At 65.1% G+C, this 16,707-nt stretch carries 12 protein-coding genes and 2 pseudogenes; 7 read left to right on the top strand and 7 right to left on the bottom strand.

Features of this window, described 5'->3' with window-relative positions; all coding sequences use genetic code 11:
• Positions 1-144: 144 nt before the first annotated feature.
• Positions 145-1,188, bottom strand: coding sequence for a DNA polymerase III subunit delta (holA, locus tag X750_RS151660; protein ID WP_023747427.1), 1,044 nt, complete (start codon positions 1,186-1,188; stop codon positions 145-147).
• A 594-nt stretch (positions 1,189-1,782) separates the two neighbouring features.
• Between holA and X750_RS151665 the strand changes: the two genes are divergently transcribed.
• The 6 genes and pseudogenes from X750_RS151665 to X750_RS151680 all read left to right on the top strand — a co-directional run bounded on the left by X750_RS151665 (position 1,783) and on the right by X750_RS151680 (position 8,268).
• A complete protein-coding gene (locus X750_RS151665; protein ID WP_023687602.1) occupies positions 1,783-3,015 on the top strand; it encodes a 3-methyl-2-oxobutanoate dehydrogenase (2-methylpropanoyl-transferring) subunit alpha in 1,233 nt (410 codons plus the stop codon).
• Between the two features lie 2 nt (positions 3,016-3,017).
• Positions 3,018-4,031: an alpha-ketoacid dehydrogenase subunit beta gene (locus X750_RS151670; RefSeq protein ID WP_023672171.1), complete on the top strand. Its 1,014-nt coding sequence runs from the start codon at positions 3,018-3,020 to the stop codon at positions 4,029-4,031.
• A gap of 2 nt (positions 4,032-4,033) precedes the next feature.
• Positions 4,034-4,579: pseudogene (locus X750_RS1000000167365) on the top strand (biotin/lipoyl-containing protein); the annotation flags it as partial.
• Between the two features lie 104 nt (positions 4,580-4,683).
• Positions 4,684-5,580: pseudogene (locus X750_RS0132660) on the top strand (dihydrolipoamide acetyltransferase family protein); the annotation flags it as partial.
• A gap of 235 nt (positions 5,581-5,815) precedes the next feature.
• The gene (gene lpdA / locus X750_RS151675; protein WP_023747426.1) at positions 5,816-7,204 is read left to right on the top strand and encodes a dihydrolipoyl dehydrogenase; all 1,389 of its coding nucleotides are present in this window, start codon (positions 5,816-5,818) and stop codon (positions 7,202-7,204) included.
• Between the two features lie 197 nt (positions 7,205-7,401).
• Positions 7,402-8,268, top strand: coding sequence for a glycosyltransferase (locus X750_RS151680; protein ID WP_023747425.1), 867 nt, complete (start codon positions 7,402-7,404; stop codon positions 8,266-8,268).
• A 255-nt stretch (positions 8,269-8,523) separates the two neighbouring features.
• Here X750_RS151680 and X750_RS151685 read toward each other — a convergent pair whose 3' ends face one another.
• Positions 8,524-9,627: a saccharopine dehydrogenase family protein gene (locus X750_RS151685; protein ID WP_023747424.1), complete on the bottom strand. Its 1,104-nt coding sequence runs from the start codon at positions 9,625-9,627 to the stop codon at positions 8,524-8,526.
• Positions 9,628-9,777: 150 nt separating this feature from the next.
• Between X750_RS151685 and X750_RS151690 the strand changes: the two genes are divergently transcribed.
• On the top strand, positions 9,778-10,206 hold the full coding sequence (locus X750_RS151690; RefSeq protein ID WP_023672167.1) for an Lrp/AsnC family transcriptional regulator: 429 nt from the start codon (positions 9,778-9,780) through the stop codon (positions 10,204-10,206).
• A 178-nt stretch (positions 10,207-10,384) separates the two neighbouring features.
• On the opposite strand, the gene X750_RS151695 is transcribed toward X750_RS151690, so the two are convergent.
• The 5 genes from X750_RS151695 to X750_RS151715 all read right to left on the bottom strand — a co-directional run bounded on the left by X750_RS151695 (position 10,385) and on the right by X750_RS151715 (position 16,703).
• Positions 10,385-12,418 (bottom strand): aldo/keto reductase, encoded by a 2,034-nt coding sequence (locus tag X750_RS151695; protein WP_023747423.1) that lies wholly within the window; start codon positions 12,416-12,418, stop codon positions 10,385-10,387.
• Between the two features lie 30 nt (positions 12,419-12,448).
• A complete protein-coding gene (gene ugpC, locus X750_RS151700; RefSeq protein ID WP_023726711.1) occupies positions 12,449-13,528 on the bottom strand; it encodes a sn-glycerol-3-phosphate ABC transporter ATP-binding protein UgpC in 1,080 nt (359 codons plus the stop codon).
• Between the two features lie 12 nt (positions 13,529-13,540).
• On the bottom strand, positions 13,541-14,377 hold the full coding sequence (locus X750_RS151705) for a carbohydrate ABC transporter permease (RefSeq protein WP_023672164.1): 837 nt from the start codon (positions 14,375-14,377) through the stop codon (positions 13,541-13,543).
• Between the two features lie 13 nt (positions 14,378-14,390).
• A complete protein-coding gene (locus X750_RS151710) occupies positions 14,391-15,251 on the bottom strand; it encodes a sugar ABC transporter permease (protein ID WP_023672163.1) in 861 nt (286 codons plus the stop codon).
• A 183-nt stretch (positions 15,252-15,434) separates the two neighbouring features.
• Positions 15,435-16,703, bottom strand: a complete 1,269-nt coding sequence (locus tag X750_RS151715) for an ABC transporter substrate-binding protein (protein WP_023747422.1) — start codon at positions 16,701-16,703, stop codon at positions 15,435-15,437.
• Positions 16,704-16,707 lie beyond the last annotated feature (4 nt).

Genomic DNA, 16,707 nt, shown 5'->3' with positions numbered 1-16,707 from the left:
TTGAGGGGGAGATGGCCGGCAGGCCAGAAGGGGTCGTCTCCCATCAAGCGCCGACCTCGTTTGTCGTTGCGAAAGGCGCCAGCGCTCCACGCGCCGCGACCCCCTCTGTCGCCTTTGGCGACATCTCCCCCTCAAGGGGGGAGATCACCGCTGCGCCAGCCTCGCGCTCTCCACCGCAATGCCGAGCAGCGCCTGCCGCGCCAGCGCTTCCGACAAATCCGGCCTGCGCCTGGTCTGCAGCACGGCCGATTGCAGCCGGTTCAGCGCGCGGCTGAGCGCCTCGACGTTCCAGCGCTCCAGCGCCTTCTCCACCAGCTTGCGCCGCGAGAAAAACACCGGCGGACGGGCGCCGGCCACGGCCGAGGCGGCGTTGCGGCCGGCGGTGTCCATCTGGCCGCGCATGACCTGAAGCTGCTGCAGCTGCCGCATCGCCGAGGACAGCACCAGGAAAGGATGGCCGCCGGACAGGCAGTGGCGGGTGAAGGCGGTGTCGAAGTCACCGATCTTGCCTTCCAGCACAGCATCGACCGCGTCGTCGAAGGAGGCGCCGGAGACGTCGCCGGACATCGCCCTGACGTGGTCGAGGCTGATGTCCTTCTGGCCGTGGGCATAAAGCACCAGCTTTTCGATCTCGCCGCGTGAGGCCAACCGGTCGCCGCCGAGATTGCGGCGCAGCGCCTGGCGTGCGTCGAGCGCCATCGACATGCCGGCCTTGCGCAACTCGTCGTCGATGACGCTGTCGATGTCGCGGGCTTCATCGGCGTAGCAAGGCAGCGCCATGGCGGTGTCGGCGGCCTCGACGATCGCGCGCAGTCCGACGCCCTTTTTCAGGTCGCCAGCCTCGATGAGAATGATGGCGTCGCGCGCGGGCTCCGCGGTCAGCGCCTTGACGTCGTCGGCCAGCGCCTTCTGGCCGCTGGCATTTCGCACCCACAGAAGCCGCCGGTCGGAGAACATCGGCACGGTGCGGGCTTCGTCGAGCAGCCGGCCCTGGTCGCGATCGACCTCCGCGCCATCGAGCCGGACGACTGAGAACGGATCGTCGAGCGGCAGGCCGGTTTTCGCGGCAAAGGTTTTGGCCCGCTCGGCGACCAAGCCGCGGTCGGGTCCGTAAAGCAGGACGATCGATATGCGCGCGTCAGGCTTCGCCAGCCACGAATCGACCTCGTATCCTTTTTTCTGCGCCATGGAGGGTGGTTAGCATGATGCGGTCGCTGAGTGAACGTTCTCCAAAGCGTTCGAGACCTTGGCGCCCTTCCTCTCCCTCCGGAGGGGGGAGAGGTGGCTCGGCGAAGCCGAGACGGAGTGGGGGAGCCACGTGGCAATCGCCGCGAACGGACAAAGGAAGGGCTATCTCAAGCATTGCCTAGCGCCCAAGGGTCGACCCCCACTCCGTCGAGCTTCGCTCGACNACGGACATTGAACAGGGACAAGGCGCAAGAATCCTGCCGTACCGCGCTAAGGGTCGACCCCCACTCCGTCGAGCTTCGCTCGACACCTCTCCCCCGAACACGGGGAGAGGAAAGCGCCAGTTCGCCGACCTTGATGCGTTCATCTCTCCCGGAGGCCGTGAAGTGACTATCTGCTGGAAATCCTGCAAAACTTTGCGCCTAATTGCGCGCCGCTCCCCAACATCGACAAGAAATTTCGCCGACATATCTGCATCTTGCGGTCGCCTGCCGGCCGTGACGCCGGATGGGTTGCGGCGCCCCATGAATTGGCGCTGTGCCGGGCGCGCGGATGTGCAAATATCGACGCCAGGCAAATGGGAGGACCATGGTCATGACCGATGCTGGGATGTTGCGGTTTCATGTGCCGGAGCCGGAAGTGCGGCCGGGCGGAACGCCCGACTTCTCCAACGTGCCGATCCCCAAGGCCGGCTCGGTGCCGCGACCGGACATCGATGTCGATCCGCGCACCATCCGCGACATGGCGTTTTCGATCATCCGTGTGCTCAACCGCACCGGTGAGGCGGTCGGGCCGTGGGCCGGGCTGCTCACCGACGAGGAGCTGCTCGAGGGGTTGCGCCACATGATGACGCTGCGCAGCTTCGATGCGCGCATGCAGATGGCGCAGCGCCAGGGCAAGACCTCGTTCTACATGCAGCATCTGGGCGAAGAGGCGGTGAGCTGCGCTTTCCGCAAGGCGCTGGCGCCAGGCGACATGAATTTCCCGACCTATCGGCAAGCCGGCCTGCTCATCGCCGACGGCTATCCGATGGTCACGATGATGAACCAGATCTATTCCAACGAGGCCGATCCGCTCAAAGGGCGGCAGCTGCCGATCATGTATTCGTCGAAGGAGCATGGCTTCTTCTCGATCTCCGGCAATCTGGCGACGCAATACATCCAGGCGGTCGGCTGGGCGATGGCTTCCGCTATCAGCAACGATTCGAAAATCGCGGCGGCGTGGATCGGCGACGGCTCGACGGCCGAATCCGATTTCCATTCCGCACTGGTGTTCGCCTCGACGTACAAGGCGCCGGTCATCCTCAACGTCGTCAACAACCAGTGGGCGATCTCGACGTTTCAAGGCATTGCGCGTGGCGGCTCCGGCACCTTTGCCGCGCGCGGCCTCGGCTTCGGCATTCCGGCGCTGCGCGTCGACGGCAATGATTATCTCGCCGTGCATGCCGTGGCCAAATGGGCGGCGGAGCGGGCGCGGCAGAATCTCGGGCCGACGCTGATCGAATATGTCACCTACCGTGCCGGCGCGCATTCGAGCTCGGACGATCCGTCGGCCTATCGGCCGAAGACGGAATCCGACGCCTGGCCGCTCGGCGATCCGGTGATGCGGCTGAAGAACCATCTGATCCAACGCGGCGTCTGGTCGGACGAGCGTCACGCCCAGGCCGAAGCGGAAATCCTCGAGACGGTGATCGCGGCGCAGAAGGAAGCTGAAGGCCACGGCACGCTGCATGCGGGCGGCAAGCCGTCGACGCGCGAGATGTTCGAGGGCGTGTTTGCCGAGATGCCGCCGCATCTCAGGCGCCAGCGCCAGCAGGCGGGAGTCTGACCATGCCGAGACGGACCATGATCGAGGCGATCCGCGACGCCATGGACGTGTCGATGGCGCGCGACGAACGCGTCATCGTCTATGGCGAGGATGTCGGCTTCTTCGGGGGTGTCTTCCGCTGCACGGCAGGCCTGCAAGCGAAGTACGGCAAGACCCGCTGCTTCGATGCGCCGATCAACGAATCCGGCATTGTCGGCTCCGCCATCGGCATGGCCGCCTATGGGCTGAAGCCATGCGTGGAAATTCAGTTTGCCGACTACATGTACCCGGCTTACGACCAGCTGACGCAGGAAGCAGCACGCCTGCGCTACCGCTCGAACGGCGATTTCACCTGTCCGATCGTGGTCCGCATGCCGACCGGCGGCGGCATCTTTGGCGGCCAGACGCACAGCCAGAGCCCGGAAGCGCTGTTCACCCATGTGTCGGGGCTGAAGACGGTGGTGCCGTCCAATCCTCATGATGCCAAGGGGCTGCTGATCGCGGCGATCGAGGATCCCGATCCGGTGATTTTTCTGGAGCCGAAGCGGCTCTATAACGGACCGTTCGATGGCCATCACGACCGGCCGGTGACGCCATGGTCGAAGCATGAACTGGGCGAGGTCGCCGACGGCCATTACACGGTGCCGCTCGGCAAGGCGGCGATCCGCCGGGCGGGCTCGGCCGTCACCGTGCTCGCCTACGGCACCATGGTCTATGTCGCGCAGGCGGCGGTGGAAGAAACCGGCATCGATGCCGAGATCATCGATTTGCGGACCCTGCTGCCGCTCGATCTCGACGCGATAGTCGCTTCGGTGAAGAAGACCGGACGCTGCGTCGTCGTGCACGAGGCGACACTGACCTCCGGCTTCGGCGCCGAGCTGTCGGCGCTGGTGCAGGAAAATTGTTTCTACCATCTGGAAGCGCCGGTGGCGCGCGTCACCGGTTGGGACACGCCCTACCCGCATGCGCAGGAATGGGATTATTTCCCGGGGCCGGCCCGTGTCGGCCGCGCGCTTCTCGAAACCATGGGAGCCTAGGGATGGGCGAACACATCATCAAGCTGCCGGATGTCGGTGAAGGCGTCGCCGAGGCCGAACTTGTGGAGTGGCACGTCAAGGTCGGCGACCTCGTGCGCGAGGACTCGGTGCTTGCCGCCGTGATGACCGACAAGGCGACGGTGGAAATACCTTCGCCGGTCGATGGCGAGATCCTGTGGCTGGGCGCCGAGATCGGCGACACGGTGGCGATCGGCTCGCCGATCGTGCGGCTGAAAGTGGCGGGGGAGGGCAATGTCGCCGAAGGCTCGAAATCGTCAGAGGTCACGGCGGCACCGACCCCCACCCCTGCCGGGGCGAGCCACGGGTTTCGCCCGTCCTCCGGACCCCCACAAGAGGGAGGCGTTTCGGCCACGAAATCCGACGCCAAGTCGCCACCACCTGCACCAGCAGCCAAAAGCGCACGGGCAGCTGAGACTGAATCCCCCTCCCCCTTGTGGGGAGGGGCCAGGGGTGGGGGTGCTGCGCCGACATCTAAAGGTGCGGCACCCTCCGGCGCGCCGCGCCCGGAGGGCGAAAAGCCCCTGGCGNGGGGGGGGGGGGGGGGGGGGGGGGGGGGGGGGGGGGGGGGGGGGGGGGGGGGGGGGGGGGGGGGGGGGGGGGTGCTGCGCCGACATCTAAAGGTGCGGCACCCTCCGGCGCGCCGCGCCCGGAGGGCGAAAAGCCCCTGGCGTCGCCCGCCATCCGGCTCAGGGCGAAGGAGGCGGGGATCGATCTGCGCCAGGTGTCGGGTACCGGCCCTGCCGGCCGCATCAGCCACGAAGATATCGAGGCATTCCTGGCACGCGGACCGCAGGTAGCGAAGGCGTCGGGTCTGGCGCGCAATGACAGCGTCGAGGATATCAAGGTCATCGGACTGCGGCGCAAGATCGCCGAAAAAATGTCGCTGGCGAAGTCACGCATCCCGCACATCACCTATGTCGAGGAGATCGACGTCACAGCACTTGAGGAGTTGCGCGCGGCGCTCAACAAGGAAAAGCGCAAGGGTGTGGAGAGGCCGAAGCTGACGCTGCTGCCGTTCCTGATGCGGGCGATGGCCAAGGCGATTGCCGACCAGCCCAACATCAACGCGCTGTTCGACGACGAGGCCGGCATCATCCATCAGCATGGCGGCGTCCATATCGGCATTGCCGCGCAGACGCCGTCGGGCCTGGTGGTGCCGGTGGTCAAGCACGCCGAGGCGCGCGACCTCTGGGATTGCGCGGCCGAGCTCAACCGCCTGGCCGAAGCGGCGAAGTCCGGCACGGCCAGCCGCGACGAGCTGTCGGGATCGACCATCACCATCACCTCGCTCGGCGCCATGGGCGGCGTGGCGACGACGCCGGTCATCAATCATCCTGAAGTGGCGATCGTCGGCGTCAACAAGATGATGGTGCGGCCGGTCTGGGACGGCACCCAGTTCATCCCGCGCAAGATGATGAACCTGTCGTCGAGCTTTGACCACCGGGTGGTCGACGGCTGGGATGCGGCGGTCTTTGTGCAGCGCATCAAGGCGCTGATTGAGACGCCGGCGCTGATATTTGTGGATTGAGGGGCGGAACAAGCGAGATGACGGCGGGACAGCGCGCCCCTCTGCCTTACCCGGCATCTCCCCCACAAGGGGGGAGATGGGACGTCACGCAGGGTTTCGCCAATCTCCATCGTTGCAGGAATGAGCGAAGCGAAGAAGCTGCTGATCTCCCCCCTCGTGGGGGAGATGTCCGGCAGGACAGAGGGGGGCGCGAAGGATCGCGACGGAACATTCCCTCGCATCAAAGGGTCACGCCATGAAAGAAATCTCCTGCAAGCTGCTGGTCATCGGCGCCGGGCCCGGCGGCTACGTCTGCGCTATCCGTGCCGGCCAGCTCGGCATCGATACGGTGATCGTTGAAGCCGGCAAACCGGGCGGCACCTGTCTCAATGTCGGCTGCATCCCGTCCAAGGCGATGATCCATGCGGCGGAAGAGTTCGAGAAGGTCGCGCATATGGCCGGCGGCAGCAGTCCGCTCGGCATCTCGGTAGCAGCGCCCGTGCTCGATCTCGGCAAGACGGTTGCGTGGAAGGACGGCATTGTTAGCCGGCTGACCGGGGGCGTTGCCGGGCTACTGAAGAAGGCCAAGGTCAAGACCGTCTATGGCTGGGCGACGTTCCGCGACGGCAAGACCGTCGCGGTCGAGACCGAGACCGGCACCCAGATCATCCGCGCCGAAACGGTTGTGATCGCCACCGGCTCGGCGACGGTGGAACTGCCGTTCCTGCCGTTCGGCGGCCCGGTGATTTCATCCACAGAAGCGCTGGCTCTCGGCGAGGTGCCGAAAAAGCTCGCCGTGGTCGGCGGCGGCTATATCGGGCTGGAACTCGGCATGGCGTTCGCCAAAATGGGCGCCGCGGTGACCGTGGTCGAGGCCTTGCCGCGCGTGCTGGCGCAGTATGATGCGGAACTGACCCGGCCGGTGGTGAAACGGCTGGCCCAGCTCGGCGTCGAGGTCATGACAGGCGCCAAGGCCAAGGAGGTCAAGGGCGACGCGCTGCTGGTCGAGACCGCAGACGGCAAGAGCGCCAGAATTGCCGCCGACAAGATCCTGGTCACGGCCGGCCGCAAGCCGGTGACGGAGGGCTGGGGCCTCGATCAGATCGATCTCGACATGGCCGGCAAGTTCATCAAGATCGACGACCAGTGCCGCACCTCGATGCGCGGCATCTATGCCATTGGCGACGTCACCGGCGAGCCGATGCTGGCGCACCGGGCAATGGCGCAAGGCGAAATGGTGGCCGAGATGGTCGCCGGCCACAAGCGCAGCTGGGACAAGCGCTCGATCCCGGCCGTCTGCTTCACCGATCCGGAACTGGTTACCGCCGGGCTGACGCCGGAAGAGGCGAAGGCGCTGGGCGAAATCAAGATCGGTCAGTTTCCGTTTGCCGCCAACGGTCGCGCGATGACCAAGCTCGGCGAGGACGGGTTCGTCCGGGTGGTCGCCCGCGCGGACAACCATCTGGTGCTGGGCATCCAGGCGGTCGGGCAAGGCGTGTCGGAACTGGCGGCGGCATTCGGACTGGCGCTGGAAATGGGCGCGCGGCTGGAGGATATCGCCGGCACCATCCATGCCCATCCGACGCAGGGTGAGGGTTTCCAGGAAGCCGCGCTGAAGGCCCTGGGCCACGCGCTGCATGTTTGAAGTGCGCTTACACTGCCCTCGTGGGGAGGGTCGATCCGCGAAGCGGAGCGGGATGGGGGTCCTCGTAGGGCGCACCCCCACCCCGTCTCGCCATCTCCGCTTCGCTCCGACCGCGAGCCGACCCTCGCCACAAGGGGGAGGGTGGCCGCTCAGCCGTCGGTTGTCGCAGATCAGCGGAATGTACTAAGTGTCGGTCCATGGACACCGGCCTGAAGAAATACATCGCCATACGCTACAACATCGCCGCTGGCTTCAAGCCAAGCCAGTGGGACGGAAAGGGCCGCGCCAATCTCGACCCGGTCTGGCTGGTCGAGCGCCTGGCGTTGTTCGACACCTATTGCGCGTCGTCGCTCGAAGGCCAGTCGCTGAAGGATTTTACCGTCCTTCTGGCGTTCGATGCCGATACGCACGAGAATTATATTCGCACCGTGTGCAGCTGCGTGGCCGGTGTCGACGTCAGGCCGATCCTTGTCGAGGCCGGCGAGGATTACAATGATCGCTTCAATGCCTTCGTCCAGGCCGATACCGATGCCGACTATGTTTCGCTCACGCGGCTCGACAGCGACGACGCGCTGGCGCCGACCTTCATGGAGCGCGTCGAGCACTACGCGCGCCGGGAGATCGAAAAGCGTGTGGTGGACCTGCAGCCGCTCTACATTGCCTTTCCGGACGGCCAGAATTTCGACACGGCAAGCGGACGCTACACGCACCACGACTATGTCACGTCGGCGTTCGGCACGCTGGTCGAAAGGAGATCGCCGGAGATGAGCGGCGTCTACAGCGAGCACCACGCAAAAATGGCGACGCGCTTCAACACCGTCGTGGCGGCATCGAAGGGCGCGCAATGGTGCATCGTCATCCATGACAACAACGCCGCCAACGTGTTGAGGGGGAAGCCGGTCTCGGGGCCCTCCTTTACGGTGGGCCGACCGGGTGTCGAACCCGAGGTGCCAGCGCGAAGGCAAAGCGCGCCACGACAGGCAACGCAGCCCCGCATGGCGCCGCGAACCGCGGGCAACTTCATCCGGTTTCTGCTCGGACGACCGATGGCTCTGCGGAAGTAGCGGGCGCTTCACCCTCCCCCTTGTGGGGAGGGTCGATCGCGGAGCGGAGCGGGGTGGGGGTCCTCGCCAACCGTCGGCGCTCACCCCCCCCCCCCCCCCCCCCCCCCCCNCCCCCTTGTGGGGAGGGTCGATCGCGGAGCGGAGCGGGGTGGGGGTCCTCGCCAACCGTCGGCGCTCACCCCCACCCCGTCTCGCCATCTCCGCTTCGCTCCGATTGCGCGCCGACCCTCCCCACAAGGGGGAGGGTGAAGTAGCTCAGCTTGCCAGCCGGCTTACCATCTCGTGCTGCGCATAAGCGCGCCCAAAACGATTGGCGAGAAACGCATCCAGCGCGATGTTTTCCTGCTTGACGAAGCCGGTCGCCGGCAAGGTGCCGTCGGCCAGCATGTCGAGCACGGCGCAGATGCCGGAGGCGGTGGTGATCTGGATTGCGCTGCGCACCTGGTTGCCGATGCGCTGCGAATAGATCTTGTTGGCGTAGGTTTCCTGCAGCAGGCGGCCATTGCGGCGGCCCGAGACGGTGACGAAGACGATGACCACATCCTGCAGCGTTGCCGGCAGGGCGCTCTCGAAGATATCCTTCAGCACGTCGCGGCGGTGGCGCAGGCCGAGATCGTTGAGCAGCGCCTTCATGATCGCCGCGTGGCCGGGATAGCGGATGGTGCGGTAGTTCAGCGTGCGCACCTTGCCCTTCAGCGTCTCGGCCAGCGTGCCGAGACCGCCGGAGGTGTTGAAGGCCTCATAGGTGACGCCGTCGAGCGAGAACTCTTCGCGCTCCTCCAGCGGCGGCACCTCGATCAGCTCGCCCTCGACGATCGCCTCGCAGGGTTCGCAATATTCGTTGATGACGCCGTCGGTGCTCCAGGTCAGATTGTAGTTCAGCGCATTGGACGGGTATTGCGGCAGCGCGCCGACGCGCATGCGAACGCTTTCCAGCGTGTCGAAGCGGCTGGCGAGATCATTGGCGACGATCGAGATGAAGCCCGGCGCCAGGCCGCATTGCGGAATGAAGGCGCTGTTGCCCGACTTGGCCAGCTCCTTGACGCGGCGGGTCGAGACGACATCCTCGGTCAAATCGAGATAGTGCACGCCGGTGGCGGCGGCCGCTTCGGCGATGCGCGTGGTCAAATGGAAGGGGGCGGCGCTCAGCACGGCGAAGGCGCCGGCAAGCGCGGCCTCGAGTGCGCCCGGCGCTGCGATATCGAGCTCCAGCCCCTCGACGCCGGCGGGAAGTTCGGCCGCGGCAAACTGCGCCGCCGCGCGGTCGACAACGGTGACGTGGTAGTCGCCGCTGTCGGCGAGCATGCCTGCAATGGTGGAGCCGATCTTGCCGGCGCCGACGACGATGATTTTCTTCATGACCTTGCCCCTCGTGAAAACTCTTTGGCCCAGACCGCCGCGCGGTGGACGCGATGCCTTCAAGAATCGCAGCTTGCCTGTCGAAAGGAAGCGTGGGATCGTTTGAAATGAACCCTGCACTTGAACGATACGCCGACGAGGTTCGTCGAAATGCTCAGTGACGCCGAACAAAAACTGCTTTCCCTGCTGCGCGCCAATGCCCGCGCGTCGACCACTGAGCTGGCGCGCCAGCTCGGCGTTTCGCGCACGACAGTGCAGAGCCGGATCGAGCGGCTGGAACAGCGCGGCATCATCACCGGCTATGGCGTGCGGATGGCGCCGGACTACGAGCAGGGGCTTGTGCGGGCGCATGTGCTGCTCACCGTCACGCCCAAGCTCGCCGACAAGGTGGTGCGGGCGCTGCAGGCGCTGCCGCCGGTACGGACGCTGCACTCGGTGAGCGGCAATTTCGACATGATCGTCATCGTCGACGCGCCGTCGATCAGGGATCTGGATGCGTTGCTGGACGAGATCGGGGCGATGGACGGGGTCGAGCGGACGTCGTCGTCGATTATTTTGTCGACACGGATCGATCGGTAGGTGGAACGCATGAGCTGCTAATCTCCCCCCTTGCGGGGGAGATGGCCGGCAGGCCAGAGGGGGTCGTTCGACTGGGCTCGGCCTACCTGCCGCTGCAGAAGGAGGTTAGCGCTCCACGCGAGGCGACCCCCTCTGTCGCCTTCGGCGACATCTCCCCCTCAAGGGGGGAGATTAGCTGCTAAGCCCGCCGCCTTTCCGGCCCGCTATCCAGCCACGCCACATCCGCCGCCGACAGCTTGATATCCAGCGCCTTCAAACTGTCCTCCAACTCGTCCAGCGTGCGCGGGCCGATCAACGGCACCGACGGAAAAGGCTGCGCCAGCACATAGGCGAGCGCGATGTGGATCGGACTTTTGTCCAGGCGCTGCGCCAACTCGATGGCGCGGTCGCGGCGGCCGAAATTTTTCTCGGAATACCAGACCCGCACCAGCTCCTCATTGTCCTGCTTGTCGCGGCCGGCGCGGTCGGTGAAGAAGCCGCGGCCCTGGCTCGACCAGGCGAAGTTCGGCATCTGCCTTTTCGTCAGCCAGGATTTCCAGTCGTCGGTCGACGAGGTGATGCAGCCGGCCCAGATCGGCTCCAGCATCTCGGCCAGCGAGAAATTGTTGGAGAGCGCGCCGGGCTTCTGCTTGCCGGTGCGCTCGGCATAGGCAATCGCCTCGTCCATGCGCGCCATCGTCCAGTTCGAGCCGCCGAACGGGCCGCGGATGCGGCCTGCCTTGGCCTCGGCGTCCATCGCATCGACGAATTCGCCGACCGGCACATCCGGGTTGTCGCGGTGCATGAAATAGAGGTCGACATGGTCGGTCTGCAGCCGGTCCAACGACTGGGCGAGCTGCTTGCCGATGACATCGGGATAGCAGAGCGGCGAGTGCGCGCCCTTGGCGATGATCACCGACTGCTCGCGCACGCCGCGATTCCTGAGCCACTGGCCAAGCAGCGTTTCGGTGTAGCCGGCGCCGTAGACATAGCCGGTATCGAACAGATTGCCGCCGGTCTCGAAGAAGGCGTCGAGCAGGATTGCGCCCGACGAGAAGGTGCGGAAATCCTCGAAGCCGAGCGCCACCACGGAGGCCGGCTTCGACAGGCCCGGAATCTTGCGCTTGCCAATGGCCGTGCCGCCGGTGCGCAGCGGCCGGCCCGAAATGGTGTTGGTTCGCTTAGCCGGCTTTTCGATCTCATATTCGAGCCCGACGGCGGCGCGCCATCTGTCGAGGACGCGCAGCGTGCCGAGGCTGTCGGCCCAGCTCATGCCCGGCCAGGCGAACTCCTGTTTGCCGGCCAGGATCGCCTCGCCGGCGGCGCCGACCTCGAAGGAATAGAGATGGCGGGTTTCGTTGACGCTGATGGTATCGCGCGTGTCGTCGGCGAGGATTACATCGATCCGGCCAGGGCCGCCATCGCGGTTGCCGCCGCCGGCGAACCAGAAATCCGGCACTTCGATGCGGCCCTTGGTGCCGAGGATGCGCAGCACATTGTCCTGTTTGAGGGAGATGCTGCAGGATACCTCGGCGACGATGCCACCGGGAAAATGCAGCAGCGCCGAGGCCCATTCGTCGACGCCGGACTTGCCGAGATGGGCGGTGCCGACAACCTTGTCCGGCTCGGCGAAGGGTTTTCCAGTCGCAGCCCCGGCAATCAGCCGCACCATCGAGACGGGATAGCCGCCGACATCGAGGATGCCGCCGCCGGCGAGATCGTTGGCGTAGAGCCGGTGCTCGGGCATGAAGCCCGGCATGGCGAAGCCGAAGCTCGACTTCATCAGCCTGACATCGCCGATGACGCCCGACTTGATGAGTTCCACCAGCTTCGCCGTCTGCGGGTGAAGCCGGTACATGAACGCTTCGCCGAGGAAGGTGCCAGCCTTGCGCGCGGCATGGATCATGGCGTCGGCCTCGAAGGCGGTCAGCGCCAGCGGCTTTTCGCACAGCACATGCTTGCCGGCTTCCGCCGCCTTGATTGCCCATTCGGCATGGCCGGGATGCGGGATGGCGATATAGACGGCATCGACCTCGGGGTCGGCGAGCAGCGCGTCGTAACCGTCGAGGATGCGGGCGCCGGGAAACGTCTCGGCCAAGCCTGCCTTGCCGGGATTGCGGGCGCCGAGCGCCACGATCGTGCCGGTGCGCGAGCCTGCCACGCCGCGGGCGAACGCTTTGGCGATGTCGCCGGGCCCGAGTATCCCCCAGCGGATGGGCGCGGTTGCAGTCATGGTCATTTCTCCTTGCAAGGCTGGAAGGGCTCAGCGCAGCCGCTGGCCGTTTTCATCGAACAGATAGGATTTGCGGATGGACACGGTGATCTCCTGGGTGTCGGGGACCTTTGCCGCGTCGCGCTGGATCACCAGGTCTTCGCCATGGGCGGTCCTGGCATAGATGAAGCTGGTGCCGCCGAGATGCTCGACCACGTCGATGCCGACGGTGAGGTCGGCGTCGCCTTCGCCGCCATTGCCGAAATGTTCGGGCCGCACGCCGACAATGACCTTGGCTCCTGTTTGCGGCACGGCCCCGGTCAACGGTTGCATGATGCGGGTCTTTTCCTCGCCCACCAGCTCGACGGTGACGCTGCTCGTGTTGCGCCCGACGACGCGGCCCTTGATGAAATTCATCTTCGGCGAGCCGACAAAGCCGGCGACGAACTGGTTGTCGGGATTGTCGTAGAGATCGAGCGGCCGGCCGATCTGCTCGACATGGCCGCCGCGCAGCACCACGATCCGGTCGGCGAGCGTCATCGCTTCGGTCTGGTCGTGGGTGACATAGATCATCGTCGTGCCGAGCTCCTTGTGCAGGCGCGAGATCTCGACCCGCATCTGGACGCGCAGCTCGGCGTCGAGATTGCTCAACGGCTCGTCGAACAGGAAGACTTGCGGTTCGCGCACGATGGCGCGGCCAATGGCGACGCGCTGGCGCTGGCCGCCGGACAATTGCCTCGGCCGCCGCGCCATCAACTCTGTGATGCGCAGGATTTCGGAGGCCCGCTTCACCCGCCGCTCGGTGTCCTCCTTGGGGTTGCCGGTCATCCTGAGGCCAAAGCTCAGATTCTGCTCCACGCTCATGTGCGGGTAGAGCGCGTAGGACTGGAACACCATGGCGATGCCGCGCTCGGCCGGCTCGACATCATTCATCACCTTGCCGCCAATGGCGATCTCGCCGCCGCTGATATCCTCCAGCCCGGCGATCATCCTGAGCAGCGTCGATTTTCCACAACCCGACGGGCCGACAAAGACGACGAACTCGCCATCGGCGATATCGATGTTGGCGCCATGGATGATCTCATAGACGCCGAAGCGTTTTACGACATTGGTGAGGGTGACTGCCGCCATATCGCTCTAGTCCTACTTGACGGCGCCGGCGGCGATGCCGGCGATGAAATGGCGCTGCAGCAGCACGAAGACGACCAGCATCGGTACGGTCAGCATGACGGCGCCGGCCATGATGCCGCCCCATGAGACCTTGGTCAGGCCGATCAGCGTGCCGAGCGCCACAGGGGCCGTCATCGCGCCGGGCTGGCTGTTGATCAAAAGCGGCCAGAGATAATTGTTCCACGAGGCGAGGAACAGGATGATGGCGAGTGCGGCCAGCATCGGCCGCGCCAGCGGCAAAGCGACGAACAGGAAGATACGCCATTCCTTGACGCCCTCGACACGTGCCGCGTCGAAAAGGTCGGCCGGCATCATCGAGAAAGCCTGGCGCATGAACAGCACGCCCAGCGAATTGAACAAGGGTGGCACGATCAGCGCAATCCAGGTGTTGGCGAGCTGGAAGTCGCGCGCCACCATGATGAATTGCGGGATCAGCACCACCGCATAGGGCAGCGTGATGGTGCCGAGGATGATCGCCACCACCGCGCCCTTGCCGAAGAACTGATAGCGGGCGAGCGCCCAGCCGGCCATCGAGGTCAGCAGCACCGAGAAGAAGGTGTAGGTCACCGCCACCGCCACCGAAATGCCGATAGCGCCGACGAAATTGGTGTCACGCTGCAGATTGTTGAAATTGTCGACGAAATTGCCGTGCGGCAGAAGCTCGATGCCGGGGCTGAAAATGCCGTTGTCGGGCATGGTCGAAAACACCACCATCATCCACAGCGGAAACAGCCAGATCACCGCCAGCGGCGTCAGGACCAGATGTAGCAGGACGCTGCGGCCGAGCCGGCGTTGCGAGAGCGAACTCATTTCGGCGCCCCTCTCATTTCGGCTCTCTTGTCAGCCACAGCTGCACCAGCGTGATGGCGATGGCCAGCCCCGCCATGGTGTAGGCGACGGCCGAGGCATAGCCGAAATTGAGCGAACGAAAACCCTGGCGGTAGAGCAGCAGGCCAAGCGTCTCGGTGCCGCCGCCGGGACCGCCGCGCTCCGTGATCAGGAACGGTTCGGTGAAAAGCTGCATGGTGCCGATGATCGACAGCACGGCGCAAAACACGATGACCGGCTTGAGCAGCGGCAGCGTTATGTAGAAGAACTGCTTGAGCTTGCTGACGCGGTCGAGCGTCGCTGCTTCATAGACGTCCTCGGGGATCGACTGCAGGCCGGCGAGCAGGATGATGGCGTTGTAGCCGGCCCAGCGCCAGGTTACCGCGATCATGATCAGCGCCATGGCCGGTGTGACGTTGGAGAACCAGTCGATCTTGGCCAGGCCGACGCCGGCGAGGAGCTTGTTGATGATGCCGAAATCCAGGTTGAACATCAGCCGGAACACGGCGGAATAGGCGACCTCGCCGACCACCACCGGAGCGAAGAAGGCAAAGCGGTAGAGGCCACGTGCTTTCAGCAGCGGCGAGTTCAGCAGTACCGCCATGATGATCGCCAGCGAGATCATCACCGGCACCTGGATCACGAGGATGAGCAGCGTGTTCTTCAGCGCGTTGAAGAAAGCGGGGTCGCCGATCAGGCGGCCCCAGTTGAACGTCGGCGCAAAGCGCCAGGGCACCGTGCGCGTCGCCTGGAAGGAAATCATGAACGAGGAGATGATCGGCCACACCCAGAAGATGGCGAAGATCAGGAGGTAGGGCGTGAGGAAGCGATAGGCCGTGGCGTTCTGGTAGCGCATGGTTCCTCCTCCTTCCTTTTGTTTCTTCCTTCTCCCCTTGTGGGAGAAGGTGTCGCCGAAGGCGACGGATGAGGGGTGTTCCAGGAAACGCCAACGTTTCACTCCGCTGGAACACCCCTCATCCGTCTCGGCGCTAACGCGCCGATCCACCTTCTCCCACAAGGGGAGAAGGGGAAGTGGCGCCTACTTGACCGGCAGTCCAGTCGCCGCCGCGATCTGGCTGGCGGCGTCGTCGAGGGCGGCCTTGGCATCGGGATAGCCGCCGCCGAGATATTTGGTCTGCACGGCGCGCATGATGATTTCGGCGTCGCTCTGGAACGGCGTGCCGCGGCTCGGCACCACCTTGGGCAGCGTGGCGAGAATGTCCTTCCACACTGCCTGGCCGCCCCAATAGGGCAGGCCCTGCGAGACGTAGGGGTCGTCGAGGGCCGAGATCAGTGACGGCACCAGGCCGAAATCCCTGAGCATGGTAATCTGGCCTTCATTGGTCTCGAGCGTGTATTTCAGATAGGCGTAGGCGGCCTCCTTGTTCTTCGAGGATGAGGTGATGGCGAGCGACGAGCCGCCGAGATTGGCCGCGCGGGGGCCGTCGGCGGTCAGGCTCGGCATTAGGTAGACACCCCATTTGCCGTTTTCGCCGGCGGATTCGGTGCGGATGGTGCCCTCATACCAGCCGCCATAGACCTGGGTGGCGACGGTGCCGGCGGTGTTGTTGGTGATCTTGGTGCCCCAGTCGGCCGACGAGATGATGCCGGCGTCCTTCATGTCCTTGATCTTGGCCAGCGTGTCGACGCATTTCGGCTGGTTGACGGTGATCGACTGCCCATCGGCGGCGAAATAGCCGCAGCCCTGTTCGTTGGAAATCATGCGGAAGAATTCGGTGTCGCCGTTGAAATCGGCATTGGTCATGGTGACGCCGGGATTGGCGGCCTGGACCTTCTTGCCGGCGGCGATGAAATCGTCCCAGGTCTTGATCGAGGCCGGATCGACGCCAGCCTTCTCGTAGAAGTCGCGGCGGTAGAAGGCGGCGACTGGGCCGGAATCCCACGGCATGGCATAGGCCTTGTCGCCGACCTCCAGTTCGGTGCGCTTGAAATCCGGGAATTTCTTCTGGTCGTCGGCGGTGTAGCCCAGCGTGTGCAAATCGACGAAGCAATCGGGGAACTGGCTCCAGTAGTTCTCGGCCTCGCCGTTTTCGATCGAGACGATATCGGGCAGGCCGACGCCGCCGGCCGCACAGCCGGCGATCGACTTGTCATAGGTCGGCTGGTTGCCGAGATCCTGAACGGTGACCTTGACGTCGGGATACTGCTTGTTGAAGCCGGCCACCGTCGCCTTCAGCGACGAAGCGGCGATATTCCAGCTCCAGATCGTGATTTCGCCGGACTGCGCCAAAGCTGGGGCTGAGCCCAGGCCAAGCGCCAGCGCGGCACAGATCAGTGTCGTGCGCATTGAA

The organism is Mesorhizobium sp. LNJC391B00 (assembly GCF_000502535.1).
GTDB lineage: Bacteria > Pseudomonadota > Alphaproteobacteria > Rhizobiales > Rhizobiaceae > Mesorhizobium.
Note: the sequence above shows the minus strand (reverse complement) of the source record. Positions and strands in the feature narration are given on the sequence as shown.